This is a genomic window from Veillonella sp. CHU740, from assembly GCF_003992055.1.
Classification (GTDB): domain Bacteria; phylum Bacillota; class Negativicutes; order Veillonellales; family Veillonellaceae; genus F0422.
The window spans coordinates 18,895-35,204 of the sequence record NZ_RQVD01000006.1; the positions used below are offsets into that span (position 1 = coordinate 18,895).

The following is a 16,310-nucleotide window of genomic DNA, read 5'->3' on the forward strand; positions in this document are numbered from 1 at the left end:
TATTCTTTGTATGATAGTAGTAGTTATTAAAGTAAGAGTGTAAAAGGGAGAGTTATAATGAACAAAAATAAATTAACAAAAGTCTTAATTGGGATTGCGGTTATTGTAATAGCTGTGATTGGATGGTATTTTTTATACTTTACAAAGACGCCAGCGTATTCCTTGAATTTGGCAAAAGAAGCGTACACAAGTCATAATCTGCAACAGTTTAAAAAGCATGTTGATGTAGATAGCATTATTGGTTCAGCGTTAGATGATGCCTTTGAGGTACAAATGGAGAAAGAAAAAAATAATCCATTTGCAGCATTAGGAAAAGGATTATTTGAGTCATTTAAGCCGGCCATTGTAAAACAACTTTCAGCTGAGGTATATAAGATAGTAGCCACAGAGGAAACTGATGCAGGAGATAAGAAAAGTGATGGCACGTCGGAAGCATTACAAGAAGCAAGTGGTGTGAAAGGCTTAGAGTTCAAAACGATTGGCAGTTCTGATATTGATGGTGATGTAGCTATTGTTCCATTGGTATTTACAGATCCTAAACAAGATGGGAAAGAAGTTATCATCAAGCTAGAAATGCAACGCTTAGAAGATAAAACGTGGAAAGTGACGAGAATTGCTAATTTGAAAGAAGTAGCTAATTTTGAAAAGTTATTAAACTAGTGAAAGTTAGTTACATCTATTATAAAAATTAATAATTATAATAAAATATTTAACATTACTCAAAATACTATCTTTACTTCAGTATATAGAGAATGTAAGAAGAGTTTAGATATCATTAGGAATACATTAGTAGATAAAGATATGGCATATTGATAGAAAAGATTTGCGTTGACTAAAAGGTATAGCTTTTGTAGTAAAAAAGTATTGACTGCATCTTGATTTTTATATATGATTAATACAAATCATGATAATAAAGAGCTTGAAGTTATCATGAACACTTTCAAAGTAAGGCACAATAACATCCTAATAGACTAGGATACAAATGAAGACAAGAAAGGGGGAGACAGTATGTCGATTCATTCTTGAAGGAAGTTTGTAGGAGTATATTCATGTAGAGGGAAGATTCCATTAAGTGTGGAGAGGTACTAGTATGATACATCCAGTATATGCCTTAGACAGGTCAGAAATGTACAGAATCTTTTTTACGGCGTCTTTAGTATTTGTAAAAGAACAACTGTTACCCATCATGGTTCCAGAGCGAGTCGAAGATACTTTGGAGTACTTGTGTATATTGAGCGCATCGATGCACACCGCCATATATGAGAAGCACGTAGAAAAGGAGAGTATTAGCCTAGCTTACATACAAGAATATGTCAGATTGATTGATACGGTTTTTTTGCATCATAGTATCATTACGTATGGTAAGATATTACAAATTAGTAAACTGTATAGTAAAGCTATAGAGTTAGTAAAGATTGTATCAGAGTCACCTAACTGTGAACAGTTACTTATAAAGTTACATAGATCGTATTATCATTGGTCAGTAAATCATAAAATGTTTTTTGCTAAAGTAGGTGTCATTCATTAAAGTAAACGATAGATAGGAAAGGGGCTGTAACAAGCTAGCCCACAAATAAAATAGAGGAAAGTAGATCAAAAGCATCAACTTTCCTCTATTTTTTATATTTTTAAAGAGCAAAAGGACCCCGAAGAGCACATAAAAATGGAAAACTACCAAGATATCTTGTGATAGTACTGTCTCAAGAACCTTGGTAGTTTTTGCATATAAAAAGAGCTATAACAAAAATGTAAAAATGTATACTATATTACCGCCTTTTTTGTACATTTATTCTACTTTATGTATTGCTTTGTGCCATCTTGTAAGGCCTTTAAGTATGTTTGTACTGGATTAAGGCTATTTTTACTACATTGTAAAAAATGAGCTAATATACATTCTAAAGTATTTTCTGAATATGATTGTAATTCTCCGGTCATATAGGTTTCCACAGATGTATGGGTCAGAGAGTTATCTTTTGCTTGGATAGGTCGATGGTGTGTGTCATAACCTGGCATTTCTACTTGGATATCTAATTCCCACTTCATATACAGGGCCATGATGGCAGTGACTAAAGACAATTTTGTGTTAGAAATAGATGGCAACTTATCTTTAATGGCCAAGAATTCATCAGGGTGAGTGAAAGCCATCATATAGCCGTATTTGAAAGTTACTAAGTTGTGCCCTTTCATGCGTGCTACTTCTAAATCGTGCAAATAGGATTGCAACACTGGTGTGGAGTACATAGACCAATAGGCATGGCGCGATACGATGAAGTTAGACATTTGATTCTGACAAGGAGATCGATGCCCCACATTTTGTGTACTGGTGAAAAGAGGCCATTCTTGTTGAATGATAGAAATGATTAAATCGTCTTTCATGGTAAAACTCCTATTCTACCCAAGAATCTTCTTCACGGAGAAGTGGGTTTTGAATGCGTTGAACGACTTCTTTAGCTTGATAGGTTAAGAAATCAATGGGACTTGTACTTAGACCATTGCGTTGTAGTTCTTGGATAATGGCATTGCATAAGCGATTGACGTGGGGTTTTGTATCTCTAATCGGTGCGTCTAGTAATTCGGGAATTCCATGTTTCACAGTATTTCCTAAGATAGGAAGGCTACAGCTGTGGCGATAGAGCCATTTGTAGAATGGAGCATAGGATTTGTTCAATAGATGCACGAGTAGCATGTAATGATGGACAAATTCATGCAACGCTAAGCTGGCGGCAATAGTGTCACCACGTTGTAACATGCGAGGTAAGTTATACTGACCAGACTGTGCTAGTTGGTTTAATTCATAGGCGATTTTGCGGAGCCGAATATCCTCTGGATAGTAGGCCAATAGGCGTTGACGAATATGTGTGAAAGAACCGAAATTGTCTAAAAATACTTCCCCATTGGTAGCGGTACAAAGTAAATCTTGAGGGATGCGGCGAAATTCTTTTTCACATTGAGGTCCTTCAGAGTACAGTGTATATCGCTTGTAAAAGTCGGAAATGCTTTCAATTTGCACTGTGCCATAGGCATAGTTCTTAAAGTAGCTGTGAAGACGCTCTGTATTAGCTTTGTAGGTGTCAGCTGGTAAGAATAGCTGACATCGTTTTGTAAAGTCATGGTCTTCAGAGATGGCATCATCAAAGCCTAAGCATTCTGATCCAGTGCCCACAAGAGCCAAGCATATATGGGATACTAGGTCAGGTAGATTAAGTTCTATATCCTGCGCTACTTGATGAGCTAGTTCTCTGCCTAGTTCAAGTCCTGTTTGGCGATGACAGGGTGTCTCTTGTTGCAGTGTTTTGATGAGGTCTTTTACATAGTCAAGATTGTGCAACACCGATTGATAGGCTTGACTTTCCACGCCGTAATTATGTTTCACAATGGGAAGGGCTTCTCGATATAAATTTAGTGCCACATCGTAATGATGCTGTTCCATTTCATAGTCAGCCCGATTATTCAGCACCGCCGCATACATAGGGTGTTCTGTACCTACCTCGCGACGCAAAATGTAGGCAGCCTTATCTAGATAGACTTGAGGAGAAAGCTCTCGTATTCCCTTGATGTGTTTGCTGATTTCATACAAATTATTATAGCTAATGGCTAGGGGAACTTGATATTCTGTAGGCTCCAGTAGGCGAACAGCTTCCAATTGCAATTCATGAGCTGTTTCGTAGTTGTTAGTATCACGATAGAGAAGTGATAAATTATTGAGCAATCCAATATAGGCGTAGGATGTATCGCCAATGGATTGGAAGATCTCTTTTGCTTTCAATAGATGAGTTTCTGCTTCGTAATAGGATTTTTTCTCGCGATATGTATTGCCTAGATTGATCAAAATCGTGGCATATGTTTGCGGTGTATAGGTGTCGCTCTGTTCGTAAATACGCAAGGATTCATCAATGGCGGCAATGGCATCGTCATAGCGGCCTACATTCCGCAAGGAACCACTGTACTCATTTAAAATTTCAATCAGTTTTTTGTCATTCTTTTGTGCACGGCACAGGTGGATGGCTTTTTCTAAATAGTCGATCATGCCTTGTTCATTGCCTTGGCGCCAAAGTGTATGGGCTTGTTTCAGTAGAGATTGAATTGATTCCATAGAACCTCCTATAACAAGGTGAGTAATTCTGATGAAGGGTCTGAAATATGGGCGTAGCTGACAATTTCTTTTGGATACAATTGTGAAAGTTCATCTTCAATGGCTTTTAAATCACTATAGGAAGCAGAGATGGTAAGAATACTTTTACCACATAAGCCGATTCCAATTTGAAGACTCAGTAATTGCACCTGATGATGCCAAGCGATGTGATTAGCTAAATGAAAGACGGCTACTGATGTGCTACATTCATAGATACCTAGGTGAGAGACGCTAGGTATTTTTTGTTTGTGCTGAAATGTAGAGAGCACATCGGGGTGAAGTCCCGTAATAGTTTTATACTGAATCTGTTTTTCGGCTCCTAAGATGAGTTCGATTTGTTGTATCACATCGGTATCTGCAATCAGTACAAAGAAAGCTTTGCCAGGACATATACGGTAATGTTTGACAAAAGAGATGGGATAGTCTTTCAATAACCGATCTAAAAGAGCAAATCCAGCTGCGATACGATTGGTTTCCCAAAGACATATAGCCGTGTGCGATGTCATGGTAATCACCTCCTGCATATAATTACTTTCAGTATAAAGAGAAATGTAGGGGACATCAATAGACGAAAGAGAAGAGGTGTCTATAGTACCGTGGTTAAGTTTGAATATTACCAAGTCATGATGAAAATACATAGCAAGTATGATAATTTTAAAATTAAAGACGATGATGGTATACATTACACACATGACTAGAGGTTTGAATTTTACAAATATTTGGATTGTAAATTCTTATCAGTTAGACTCTGAAATGTGGTACCATTTCCTTAACAAGCATGCACAGTATTCCATTTACGCATAATTGGGGTGGAGGCATGAGATATTTTTATACGTTGTAAGGAGGTTAACACATGCTAGAACGAGGATTTAGTAAACCAACAGAACGAATTGAAAAGTTAAGAAAAGTAATTATTGATGCTGTACCACAGGTCGAATCAGAACGTGCAGTTTTAATTACAGAATCTTACAAGGAAACCGAAGGTCAACCTACGATTATCCGTCGTGCAAAAGCTGTTGAAAAAATCTTTAACGAGTTGCCAGTTACAATCCGTGATAATGAACTTGTAGTTGGTTCTATTACAATCAACCCACGCTCCACAGAAATTTGCCCAGAGTTCTCCTATGATTGGGTAGAAAAAGAATTCCATACTATGCATAAACGTATGGCCGATCCATTCGAAATTTCTGAAAAAGTACAACATGAATTGCATGAAGCTTTCAAATATTGGGAAGGCAAAACAACTCACTCTTTAGCCGATTCCTATATGGAACCAGATACAAAAGACTGTATCGCTAATGGTGTATTCACAGTAGGTAACTACTTCTTCGGTGGTGTAGGCCACGTAAACGTAGACTACGGTAAAATCTTAGAAAAAGGTTTCCGCGGTGTATTAGAAGAAACAATTACAGCATTACATGCATTAGACGAAGATGATCCTAGCAGCATTAAGAAAAAACAATTCTACAATGCAGTTATTATCTCCTACAATGCAGCTATCCGATTCGCACATCGCTATGCTGAAAAAGCTCGTGAATTAGCAAGTCAAACATCTTGCCCAACTCGTAAAGCAGAGTTACAACAAATCGCTGCTAACTGTGATCGTGTACCTGAATTCGGTGCTCGTAACTTCTGGGAAGCATGTCAATCTTTCTGGTTCTTACAAATCATGGTTCAAATTGAGTCCAATGGTCACTCCATCTCCCCAGGCCGTTTCGACCAATACATGTATCCATACTTAAAAGATGATCCAATTGATCGTGTAAAAGCACAAGAATTAGTAGACTGCATCTGGGTTAAATTGAACGATATCAACAAAACTCGTGATGAAATCTCTGCACAAGCGTTTGCTGGTTATGCAGTATTCCAAAACCTTTGCGTAGGTGGTCAAGACTCTGAAGGTAAAGATGCAACAAACGAGGTATCTTACATGTGTATGGAAGCAGTAGCGCACGTTCGCTTGCCAGCTCCATCCTTCTCTGTACGTGTACATCAAAATGCTCCAATGGAATTCTTATATCGCGCTTGTGAAGTATCCCGTTTAGGCTATGGTGTTCCAGCATTCTACAATGATGAAGTAATTATCTTAGCTCTTGTATCTCGTGGCGTAGCATTAAAAGACGCTCGTGACTACTGTATCATCGGTTGTGTTGAACCACAAGCGGGCCATCGTACTGAGGGTTGGCATGATGCGGCATTCTTCAATATTGCAAAAGTTCTTGAAATTACACTTAACAACGGACGTTGTAAAGGCAAACAATTGGGACCTAAAACTGGCGAGTTAGAAGAATTAGATACTATGGATAAATTGTTGGCAGCGTACCAACAACAAATGGAATACTTCGTTCGTCACTTAGCAAAAGCTGATAACGCAGTTGACTACGCTCACATGGAACGCGCTCCATTGCCATTCATGTCTGCTATGGTTGATGATTGTATCAAACGCGGTAAATCTTGCCAAGAAGGTGGGGCAATCTATAACTTCACAGGCCCTCAAGCATTCGGTGTTGCTGATGCAGGTGACTCCTTATATGCAATCCAAAAAAATATTTTCGAAGACAAACGCTTTACATTAGCTGAATTGCGTGAAGCATTAGAAGCTAACTTCGGTTATAGCGATAGTGCGGCTCCAATCTGCACTCCTTCTATTCCAGAATCTACTTTAGATGAAGCTCAAATCTATGAAGCAGTTAAGAAAATCTTATCCTCCACAGGATCTATCGACATTGCTACATTAGAATCTCATTTGAAACAAGGTACTGGCACAGGTACAAGCTGTGGATGCAAATCCCAATCAGACCCTAGCAAATATGCGACTATCCGCAATATCTTGAAAAACACTGATTCCTTTGGTAATGATATTGAAGAAGTAGACCAATTCGCATATCGTTGCGGTAAAATCTACTGTAATGAAGTGGATAAATATATGAACCCTCGTGGCGGTCAATTCCAAGCTGGTATCTACCCAGTATCCGCTAACGTATTGTTCGGTAAAGATGTAGCTGCATTACCAGATGGACGTTTAGCAACTGAACCATTGGCTGACGGTGTATCCCCTCGCCAAGGTAACGACGTAAACGGTCCTACAGCAGCTTCTAACTCCGTAGCAAAATTAGACCATGCACAAGCATCGAATGGTACATTATACAACCAAAAATTCACCCCAGCTGCAGTAGGTGGAGAACAAGGTTTGAAAAACTTCGTATCTATTATTAAGAGCTTCTTTGATAAAAAAGGTAGCCATGTTCAATTTAACGTTGTTGATAAACAAACATTGATTGATGCTCAAGAACATCCAGAAGATAACCAAGACTTGATCGTTCGTGTAGCGGGCTACAGTGCTCACTTCGTAACATTAGCGAAAGAAGTACAAGACGATATCATTAATCGTACAGAACATGAAATGTAGGTACATAATATAAAGGATAAGTTCGTATGGAATCAGTAGATTATAGTGTACAAGGCACTGTATTTGATATTCAACGCTTTTCCATTCACGATGGACCAGGAATCCGGACAATCGTATTTTTGAAAGGCTGTCCATTACGATGTAAATGGTGTTCTAATCCAGAATCACAGCAGTATTATCCTGAAGTAGTGTATCGAAAACAACTCTGTATTGGTTGTAAAGCTTGTCAGGCAGTTTGCCCTAAACGGGCCATTGCCGATAGCAACCCGTACTGGATCGACCGTACACTCTGCGACAACTGTTCAGAGTGTACCATGGTCTGTCCGACCAGTGCCCTTTCCATGAAAGGTAAGTTGATGACCGTTGAACAAGTGGTGCGGGAATTGAAAAAAGATGCAACGCAGTATTTCCGCTCTAATGGCGGCATCACCTTATCTGGTGGAGAGGCATTGACACAACCAAAGTTTGCCAAAGAAATCTTTAAAGCTTGTAAAGCCCAAGGATGGCATACCGCAATAGAAACAGAAGGGTATTATGACACAAAGATTGTAGAAGAGGTTATGCCGTACATCGACTTAGTTCTACTAGATATCAAAAGCGTCAATCCAGAGCAACATAAAAAGTTCACTGGCGTTGATAACGCAAGAATCAAGGAGACGGCTAAAGTCATACAGTCTATTACAAATACAACAGTGCGTGTTCCTACGATTCCTGGGTTTAATGCGAGCGAAGAAGACATTCGTGGCATAGCAGAGTTTGTGAAGGAAAATATGCCTAATGTTCATGACATACACTTGTTGCCATATCACAATTATGGACAAGGGAAATATGAACTATTAGGACGTGAATATGAATTAGAAAATACACCAAAGATTCCAGAAGAAGAGATGGAAACGTATAAAAACATAGTAGAATCATATGGTTTAAACTGTATTATTGGTGGTTAGGAGGTACTATGGATACAGCATTATTAGAAAAAGTGATGGGTCAAGTGTCAGAAGAACTTGGCATTAAAAAGCCGCAAGGTACAACAGCAGGATCCATCGGAGTTACTGAATTTGTAGGTACTGCAATGGGCGATACAATTGGTCTTGTGATTGCCAGTGTGGATCCATTATTAACAGAAACAATGGGATTGGGAAAATTTAAATCTATCGGTATTATCGGCGGTCGTGTAGGCGCAGGTCCTCAAATTATGGCTGTGGATGATGCGATCAAAGCAACTAATACTGAAATTATTACAGTAGAGTTGCCTCGCGATACTAAAGGTGGCGCAGGTCATGGTTCTTTAATCTATATCGGTGCTCATGATGTATCCGATGCTCGTCGAGCTGTTGAAATTGCATTAGAAGCTGTTCCAAAATATTTTGGAGATGTATACGCTAATGATGCAGGTCACTTGGAATTCCAATACACAGCACGGGCAAGCTATTGTTTAGAAGCCGTATTCAATACTCCATTAGGTAGATCTTTTGGTATGGTATGTGCAGGTCCAGCAGCGATTGGTGCAGTGCTTGCGGATACAGCAGTGAAATCTGCCAATGTAGAAGTTGTTTCCTACGCATCTCCTAAATCTGGGACAAGTTTCTCTAATGAAGTAATCTTAACATTCTCTGGAGATTCTGGTGCGGTTCGTCAAGCCGTGAAAGCAGCTCGTGAAGTGGGTATTAAATTGCTTGGTGCTTTAGGTGACACACCTACATCGAGTACAACACCATACATTTAATAGGTTAATATAGAAACATAGGAGGATATTATGGTTTCAGATGCATTAGGAATGGTAGAAACAAAAGGTTTAGTAAGTGCGATTGAAGCAGCAGATGCTATGGTAAAAGCTGCTAACGTAAACTTAGTAGGTTATGAAAAAATTGGTTCTGGATTAGTAACAGTTATGGTTCGTGGTGATGTCGGTGCAGTAAAAGCAGCTGTTGAAGCTGGTGCAGTAGCAGCTCGTGCAGTAGGCGAAGTTGTATCCTTACATGTTATCCCTCGTCCTCACATCGATACAGAACGTATTATTCCAACTCTTAAAGCGTAATGTAGCGTGGCATATGAGGCATCGTCCTTATATGCCACTACTTTAGAGGAGGCACTATGAAAGATAGAGACCTATCTAGGCTCCTAGAAGACATGGTGGCACGTATTTTAGCAGAACAATCTCAAGAACAAAATGTAAGAAAACTATATGTGGTTTTTGATGAACAGTGGCATCACGAAAATTATGCACTGGCGAATCAACTGACTACCTGTAATTTTACACAAGTTCATGCCATTGTTCCTAAGAACGGTGATCCAGACATGGAACGCCGAGTGAAAGAAATTCATCCTTTTCTTATGCAATATCCCTATGGAGAGGAACCAGCTTTCACAGAACACGATTGCATAGTATTACCTTATATAGGAAGAAATGATGTCATTCATATTGCGTTAGGCTATAGTCAATCGGATCTGTCGGAAGTGGTAAAGAAAGCTTTTACAGCAGGTGCTAGTATCTATGTACTACCAACATCCATAGAGCCTTTATCAGGAAAAGAACCAGGTCCCTACCAACAGATGGTGCAAGGGTACTATCAAAGAATATTTGAATTAGGGATACGATACATAGACCATATTCGTCATATGAATTGAGTCCTATGAGATAGGAGTAAGCATGTATTTAGCAAAAGTGATTGGTAATGTTGTAGCAACGAAAAAAAGTGATACCCTATTAGGATATAAGCTGATGATTGTACAGCCTGTCGATGCATCGCTTTCGCCAGCTCATAGAGAACAAGTAGCAGCTGATTTTGTAGGAGCTGGTGTAGGTGAATATGTGCTAGTTGGAACGGGGTCTTCAGTACGTGTGGAAGAGAACCGAAAAGGAGCTACCATAGATTTAGCAATCATTGGTATTGTAGACTCTGTTGTTATTTAGTAAGGAGGCAAAATATGGGAACCCAAGGGGGGATATTTTCCTCAGTAACACAGGTTGTGCATGCATCAAAACAAGCATTTCACATCTATCAAAAGTTGAGCCTACGGGAACGGAAGCAATTGATTCAAGCCATCCGTGAAGGATTGCGAGGCTATTGTCTGGAATTTGCCACACTAGCTTGTGAAGAAACAGGTATGGGTAAAGCCGAAGATAAGGGGATTAAGATTAAACTTGCTTTGGAAGAAACGCCGGGCCCAGAAGACTTGATTACAGGAACTACGCAAGGGGAAAATGGAATTGTCTTAACAGAACCATTTCCATATGGTGTTGTATGTGCCATACATCCAAGTACCAATCCTTGTGAAACGTTGATCAACAATACAATTAGTTTGTTGTCAGCAGGGAATGTAGTGATTCATTGTCCACATCCAAGAGCCATGGAGGTATCTAAATATATTACGAAAGTGATGAACAAAATTATTTTAGATAAATTTGGCATATGTAACTTAATCACTACACCAGATAGTTGTTCCTTATCATATCTTAATGAAATAATGAATCATCCTGATGTGGAATTGATTTTATCTACCGGTGGGTCAGATGCAGCTAGAAGTGCATTAGCCTGTGGTAAGAAAGTCATTTCAGCAGGTCCAGCGAACCCTACATTTGTGGTAGATGAAACGGCTGATATCGATCGGGCAGCGTATTGCATTCACAAAGGTGCATCCTTCGATCACAATATTACTTGTACATCGGAGAAAAATGTCATTATTGTGGGCTCTGTATTGCCAGCATTTCGAAAGGCCTTAGAAAGACTCAATGTGTATTATGTGGATTCAGTGGGAGAAATGTTGCAATTATCGAAAATTCTCTTGACTGAAGATATGGAAGTGAATCGTCAATATGGCGGTAAATCGGCAGATGAGATTTTAAAAGATGCAGGAATCCATACGGATCGTTCCTATGATTTGATTGCTGTAGAAACTGTTAAAATTCATCCATTTGTGACACAGGAAATATTAGCTCCATTGATTACAGTGGTGAAAGCTAGTAATTTTGAAAGTGCCTTACAAATTGCTGTTGATGCAGAACAAGGTTATCACCATACAGCAGGTATTCATTCTCGCGATACGGAGCGTTTACGGCAAGCAGCAAAAGCTTTCCGAACTACAATCTTTGTCAAAAATGGATGTTCCTTAGATGGAATTGGTATCTGTGGCGTAGGAGCTACATCTTTCACGATTGCCAATGTCACTGGTGAAGGAGCCATAACGGCGAAAGATTTAGTCCGTCGCAGAAGATGTGTGTATGTAGAAACGCTATGTTCTTATACATAATAACTATGATTAAATTTCATGACAAAAATCATACTTTTTGACATGGTTTTTGCAATTACTGTCGTATACTATAAGTAGAGATATTTTACGTATTGTATAGGAAAGGTAATAAAAAGGAATGCCACGAAATACTTTGGAAGACAATCGAAACGAAGAATCAGGACTGGATATTATGACTGTCATAGGTCATGATTTATTGGAAGGGATCCAAGAAGCGGTTGCCAACGTGACAGGAATAGCTTTTGTGACAGTAGATTATAAAGGTGATGTATTAACAGAAGCAACACGGTTTTGCAACTATTGTAAGAAAATAAGAGATAACCCTACATCGTCATTATTGTGTAAGTTATCCGATGCATCAGGTGCAATTATTGCTGCCACTAATAAAGAGGTGAGCATTTATATTTGTCCTTGCGGACTTTTAGAAATTGCTATACCGATTATCGTGGATGGTCATTATTTAGGCGGATTTATTGGAGGACAGATTCTATGTGATGATGTACCAGATACAATAGTCCGGTTGAGTAAAAATATGGTACCTGGTGGAGCACAATTAGTGAACCAAGATATCGAAACTACGAATCCGGAAGAGTTAGCAGATATTAAGCGGTATAGCTATAATGAAGCGCTTTCTATCGCAAAACTAGTGGAGTTTATTATTAATCAACTTACGAATCATGAAATTGTATCGAATAGAAATAAACAAAAGAATTTAAATCGTATAGAAGCATTAGAAAAAGAAGTATTTGAAGCAGAAGATAAGATTTGCTGCTTACAAAGTGAGCTAGAAAAGTATAAGCGCTATGTAGATATGGTACGTAACTGTAAATTGCTTAGCGTAGTAGATAGCTTATCTGTAGTAGAAGAAGCAGAAAAAACGGAAGCAGCGATTCTGGATTATATTCATGTATTAGCACTTCATCATGATAGTCTATTTGAAACAAGTATTAAAGAGGAATGTTCGCGCATCGAATCTACAGTATCTCTCTTAAACTATCGTGAAGATTGCCACATAGGCTGGCATATGGATGTAGATGAGAGCCTGTGGCACTACATGTTACCGTCCTATAGCGTATGGCAATATGTATATCAAGTGGCAGAAAGAGCACAACAAGAGGGGCATCCGAAGATTTCTATGAAACTACATGCAGAGCTCCAAGGTGATCAAGTATGTATTATTATAGAAGATGATACATTGCAGATTCACTCTGATGAAGTACTTGTACTACACAAATTACTACAAGATGTGACGAGGTTAATACATGGAGATACCATAGAGTCAACCTTATCTCCAACGAGTCAAGCTATTTTAAAATTACATCAAACGTTTATAGAATACCATGGCACTTCTGCTAAAGTACATTGTTATCCATTGCCAAAGGGTGGGATACAGGTGATGTTATCCTATCCAGTAGAATAAGACAAGGAGGTATTTTGTGATGAAGATACTTTTGGTAGATACCGATAAGTTGCATATGAAAGCACTACAAAAACGAATTGCACTCCATATGCAAGCGGAGGTCATCTGCATTAGTACATATCAAGAAGTACTTTCCTTACCGAAGGAAGAAATAATTTCTGTCGCTTATATAGCAATGGATATTAGCCATCAAAAAGCAGGTGACATTATTCGACATATCTATTACACCTATCCAACATGCCGGATTGTGATGATGTTGAATAAAGAAACGCAAGCTGTTAACCAAATGACTATGAAATATTCCGGAATTGGATATTTATATAAACCTTTTAGCTGGGATGATTTTTATAAATGGATTCCAGCAAAGGGGATGACTAAAGAAAAAGAGGTCACAGGGAAATCCCTAGATCTGTTGGACGGAATTGTACAAGGTTTTCAGCAAGGTGATTTTGAGGTAGCCTATGACAGATTATACCAAGTATGTCAGTATACATATGAACATAGTGATAGCCAGTCAATTGCCAGTGAACTATATGAACTAGTAGACCAGGTACAACACAAGGTCTTAGACACGCATGTATTGAAGTTACATACGATGGTGTCAAAGATACAGTTGGAACCTGTACATACAAAATATGCAGAAGGACTCGGTATATGGACATTTAAAATTGTTGATTTCCTGTTTATGAAACTATATCAAGGGAAACAAGAAATTTTACATACTGTTCTCTACTATATTCATACACATATACAAGAAGATATTTCTTTAAAAGATATAGTTGTTTCTTGTAATGTAAGCCAAGGCTACATTAGTCGTATATTCAAACATAAGTTAAATATGACAATTATGCAGTATATACACAAGAAAAAAATAAATTTAGCGAAGGAATATATACTTGGAACGGAAAAGAGCGGATCCTATATTGCTAACATATTGGGATATAGTGATGTGAGCTATTTTTGTAAAATTTTCAAAAAACATGAACATAAAACAATCTCACAATATCGAGATCAAGTCATTAATGGATTGGTGGAAACCTATGAAACAATCTGAGTATTTACATTTAGTAACGGAGCGCGTCATAGCAAAGTTACAAGAATTAAATAGATGTAGCGTACCAATTGGTGTTTCAAATCGTCATGTTCATGTGTCAAAAGAAGCATATACCGTTTTATTTGGACAAGATGAACTGACAAAAAAAGTAGACTTGAAACAACCAGGACAATATGCTGCAAATGAAACAGTAACTCTAGTAGGACCGAAAGGCAGTATTGAAAAAGTACGTATTTTGGGACCTTTTAGGAATGATACACAAGTGGAAATCTCTCTAACAGATTCATTTACGTTGGGAGTACCAGGCGTGATACGTGAATCTGGTGATTTACGGGAAACTCCAGGTATAACGTTACTAGGACCGAAAGGGAAATTAACGATTTCTCAAGGTGTGATCGTAGCGCATCGACATATCCATATGCATCCTGATGATGCAAAACGTATGGGCGTGATCGATAAAGAGCGAGTGACAGTGACTGTACATGGAGAACGCGAGCTGACATTTTCCAATGTAATTATTCGAGTATCGCCGAAGTTTGCTTTAGAAATGCATATCGATGTAGATGAAGCGAATGCAGGACGGATTAAAAACAATGATATTGGAATTGTATCGAAATCATAGAGGAGATACGAATGAACTTAGAAATGATTGAAAGTATAGTGAAACAAGTAGTGAAAGATTTACAACAAGAAGGCGTAGGTATGGAAACAACTCGTTATGAATATGGCGTGTTTGATACCATGGAGGCTGCGATTGATGCGAGTGAAGTGGCACAAAGAGAGTTGTTAGCTTTTTCATTACAAGAGCGTAATGCATTTGTGGATGCCATCCGTGAAACTGTGGTACAAAAAGATCATTTAGAAATGATTTCACTCATGGCAGTCGAAGAAACAGGCATTGGTAGATATAGTGATAAATTGATTAAAAACCGAGTAGCTGCTGTGAAAACACCAGGTAAAGAGGTGCTGGAAACTCGTGCTATGACAGGTCACGATGGATTGACAATTGAAGAATTTTGTCCATTTGGCGTGATTGGTGCCATAACACCAACAACGAACCCGACAGAAACAATTATCAATAATTCTATCTCCATGATCGTAGGCGGTAATACAGTAGTATTCAGCCCACATCCAAGAGCTAAAAAAGTATCTACCATTTTAGTGCAAATGATCAATAAAGCATTAGAAGCGGCAGGTGCTCCGAACAACTTGGTAACAATGGTGCGTGAACCATCAATTGAAAGCACACAATGCATGATGAGCCATCCAAAAGTAAGACTTTTAGTAGCTACCGGTGGCCCTGGCATTGTAAACCAAGTCTTATCATCTGGTAAAAAAGCGATTGGTGCCGGCGCTGGTAACCCTCCAGTAGTTGTAGATGAAACAGCACATATTGAACAAGCAGCGAAAGATATCGTAAGTGGTGCAAGTTTTGATAACAATGTACCATGTATTGCTGAAAAAGAAGTATTTGTTGTGGAATCTGTGGCAGATCAATTGGTATACCATATGAAAAAGAATGGTGCTTATGAAATTACTGATATGTCTATATTAGATACATTAGTTGAAAAAGTAACTAAGAAAGATGGTAAACCAAATCCAGATTTTGTAGGTAAATCGGCTAAAGATTTATTAGCATTAGTAGGTATTGTGGTAGATGACAGCATTCGTTTAATCATTGCTCGTACATCAGAACATCATCACCTAGTAACAGAAGAAATGATGATGCCAATTTTACCAATCGTAGCAGTTCCAAATGTAGACATTGCTATCGAATGTGCGTACCGCGCAGAATTGGGAAATCGTCATACAGCGATGATGCACTCTCAAAACTTAGAAAAATTATCTAAAATGGCACGGTTACTAGAAACTACAATTTTTGTTAAGAATGCTCCATCCTATGCAGGTATTGGTGTAGGCGGTGAAGGTCATACTACATTTACCATTGCAGGACCAACAGGAGAAGGCATTACTTGTGCAAGATCATTCTGTCGTATCCGTCGTTGTGTATTAAGTGAAGCATTTAGCTTGAGATAAGTGAGGC

At 38.5% G+C, this 16,310-nt stretch carries 15 protein-coding genes; 12 read left to right on the top strand and 3 right to left on the bottom strand.

Features of this window, described 5'->3' with window-relative positions; genetic code table 11:
• Nucleotides 1–57 precede the first annotated feature (57 nt).
• Nucleotides 58–660, top strand: a complete 603-nt coding sequence (locus EO115_RS04620; RefSeq protein ID WP_126937818.1) for a hypothetical protein — start codon at nt 58–60, stop codon at nt 658–660.
• Between the two features lie 1,131 nt (nt 661–1,791).
• Here EO115_RS04620 and EO115_RS04625 read toward each other — a convergent pair.
• From EO115_RS04625 to EO115_RS04635, 3 genes are read right to left on the bottom strand one after another with little or no spacing between them, the layout of a single operon-like run.
• Nucleotides 1,792–2,376, bottom strand: coding sequence for a DUF4125 family protein (locus tag EO115_RS04625; RefSeq protein ID WP_126937819.1), 585 nt, complete (start codon nt 2,374–2,376; stop codon nt 1,792–1,794).
• Between the two features lie 10 nt (nt 2,377–2,386).
• Nucleotides 2,387–4,093, bottom strand: a complete 1,707-nt coding sequence (locus EO115_RS04630; RefSeq protein ID WP_126937820.1) for a DUF4037 domain-containing protein — start codon at nt 4,091–4,093, stop codon at nt 2,387–2,389.
• 8 nt (nt 4,094–4,101) lie between these two features.
• Entirely contained in the window at nt 4,102–4,638 is a 537-nt protein-coding gene (locus tag EO115_RS04635) for a hypothetical protein (RefSeq protein ID WP_126937821.1), read from the bottom strand.
• 347 nt (nt 4,639–4,985) lie between these two features.
• Between EO115_RS04635 and EO115_RS04640 the strand changes: the two genes are divergently transcribed.
• The 11 genes from EO115_RS04640 (at nt 4,986) to EO115_RS04690 (ending at nt 16,303) form a co-directional block, all read left to right on the top strand.
• The gene (locus tag EO115_RS04640) at nt 4,986–7,541 is read left to right on the top strand and encodes a glycyl radical protein (RefSeq protein ID WP_126937822.1); all 2,556 of its coding nucleotides are present in this window, start codon (nt 4,986–4,988) and stop codon (nt 7,539–7,541) included.
• 26 nt (nt 7,542–7,567) lie between these two features.
• Complete coding sequence (locus EO115_RS04645) at nt 7,568–8,488, top strand: glycyl-radical enzyme activating protein (protein WP_126937823.1); 921 nt, start codon at nt 7,568–7,570, stop codon at nt 8,486–8,488.
• Between the two features lie 8 nt (nt 8,489–8,496).
• A complete protein-coding gene (gene pduB, locus EO115_RS04650) occupies nt 8,497–9,267 on the top strand; it encodes a propanediol utilization microcompartment protein PduB (protein WP_009353719.1) in 771 nt (256 codons plus the stop codon).
• 30 nt (nt 9,268–9,297) lie between these two features.
• Complete coding sequence (locus tag EO115_RS04655; RefSeq protein WP_009353643.1) at nt 9,298–9,579, top strand: BMC domain-containing protein; 282 nt, start codon at nt 9,298–9,300, stop codon at nt 9,577–9,579.
• Between the two features lie 56 nt (nt 9,580–9,635).
• On the top strand, nt 9,636–10,169 hold the full coding sequence (locus tag EO115_RS04660; RefSeq protein ID WP_126937824.1) for a hypothetical protein: 534 nt from the start codon (nt 9,636–9,638) through the stop codon (nt 10,167–10,169).
• 22 nt (nt 10,170–10,191) lie between these two features.
• Nucleotides 10,192–10,455, top strand: a complete 264-nt coding sequence (locus EO115_RS04665; RefSeq protein WP_126937825.1) for a EutN/CcmL family microcompartment protein — start codon at nt 10,192–10,194, stop codon at nt 10,453–10,455.
• Between the two features lie 14 nt (nt 10,456–10,469).
• Nucleotides 10,470–11,792 carry an aldehyde dehydrogenase gene (locus EO115_RS04670; RefSeq protein ID WP_126937826.1) on the top strand — a complete coding sequence of 441 codons (1,323 nt, stop codon included), beginning with the start codon at nt 10,470–10,472 and terminating at the stop codon, nt 11,790–11,792.
• 118 nt (nt 11,793–11,910) lie between these two features.
• Nucleotides 11,911–13,212, top strand: coding sequence for a PocR ligand-binding domain-containing protein (locus EO115_RS04675; RefSeq protein ID WP_126937827.1), 1,302 nt, complete (start codon nt 11,911–11,913; stop codon nt 13,210–13,212).
• Nucleotides 13,213–13,231: 19 nt separating this feature from the next.
• Entirely contained in the window at nt 13,232–14,266 is a 1,035-nt protein-coding gene (locus EO115_RS04680; RefSeq protein WP_240628956.1) for an AraC family transcriptional regulator, read from the top strand.
• Complete coding sequence (locus tag EO115_RS04685; protein WP_126937829.1) at nt 14,253–14,888, top strand: phosphate propanoyltransferase; 636 nt, start codon at nt 14,253–14,255, stop codon at nt 14,886–14,888. The genes EO115_RS04680 and EO115_RS04685 overlap by 14 nt, the downstream gene beginning before the upstream one ends.
• Nucleotides 14,889–14,899: 11 nt before the next feature.
• Entirely contained in the window at nt 14,900–16,303 is a 1,404-nt protein-coding gene (locus EO115_RS04690; RefSeq protein ID WP_126937830.1) for an aldehyde dehydrogenase family protein, read from the top strand.
• Nucleotides 16,304–16,310 lie beyond the last annotated feature (7 nt).

Excerpts from the sequence above, each read along its gene's own strand:
- EO115_RS04620 (WP_126937818.1), top strand. The coding sequence starts at position 58 with ATGAACAAAAATAAATTAACAAAAGTCTTAATTGGGATTGCGGTTATT.
- EO115_RS04625 (WP_126937819.1), bottom strand. The coding sequence starts at position 2,376 with ATGAAAGACGATTTAATCATTTCTATCATTCAACAAGAATGGCCTCTT.
- EO115_RS04630 (WP_126937820.1), bottom strand. The coding sequence starts at position 4,093 with ATGGAATCAATTCAATCTCTACTGAAACAAGCCCATACACTTTGGCGC.
- EO115_RS04635 (WP_126937821.1), bottom strand. The coding sequence starts at position 4,638 with ATGACATCGCACACGGCTATATGTCTTTGGGAAACCAATCGTATCGCA.
- EO115_RS04640 (WP_126937822.1), top strand. The coding sequence starts at position 4,986 with ATGCTAGAACGAGGATTTAGTAAACCAACAGAACGAATTGAAAAGTTA.
- EO115_RS04645 (WP_126937823.1), top strand. The coding sequence starts at position 7,568 with ATGGAATCAGTAGATTATAGTGTACAAGGCACTGTATTTGATATTCAA.
- pduB (WP_009353719.1), top strand. The coding sequence starts at position 8,497 with ATGGATACAGCATTATTAGAAAAAGTGATGGGTCAAGTGTCAGAAGAA.
- EO115_RS04655 (WP_009353643.1), top strand. The coding sequence starts at position 9,298 with ATGGTTTCAGATGCATTAGGAATGGTAGAAACAAAAGGTTTAGTAAGT.
- EO115_RS04660 (WP_126937824.1), top strand. The coding sequence starts at position 9,636 with ATGAAAGATAGAGACCTATCTAGGCTCCTAGAAGACATGGTGGCACGT.
- EO115_RS04665 (WP_126937825.1), top strand. The coding sequence starts at position 10,192 with ATGTATTTAGCAAAAGTGATTGGTAATGTTGTAGCAACGAAAAAAAGT.
- EO115_RS04670 (WP_126937826.1), top strand. The coding sequence starts at position 10,470 with ATGGGAACCCAAGGGGGGATATTTTCCTCAGTAACACAGGTTGTGCAT.
- EO115_RS04675 (WP_126937827.1), top strand. The coding sequence starts at position 11,911 with ATGCCACGAAATACTTTGGAAGACAATCGAAACGAAGAATCAGGACTG.
- EO115_RS04680 (WP_240628956.1), top strand. The coding sequence starts at position 13,232 with ATGAAGATACTTTTGGTAGATACCGATAAGTTGCATATGAAAGCACTA.
- EO115_RS04685 (WP_126937829.1), top strand. The coding sequence starts at position 14,253 with ATGAAACAATCTGAGTATTTACATTTAGTAACGGAGCGCGTCATAGCA.
- EO115_RS04690 (WP_126937830.1), top strand. The coding sequence starts at position 14,900 with ATGAACTTAGAAATGATTGAAAGTATAGTGAAACAAGTAGTGAAAGAT.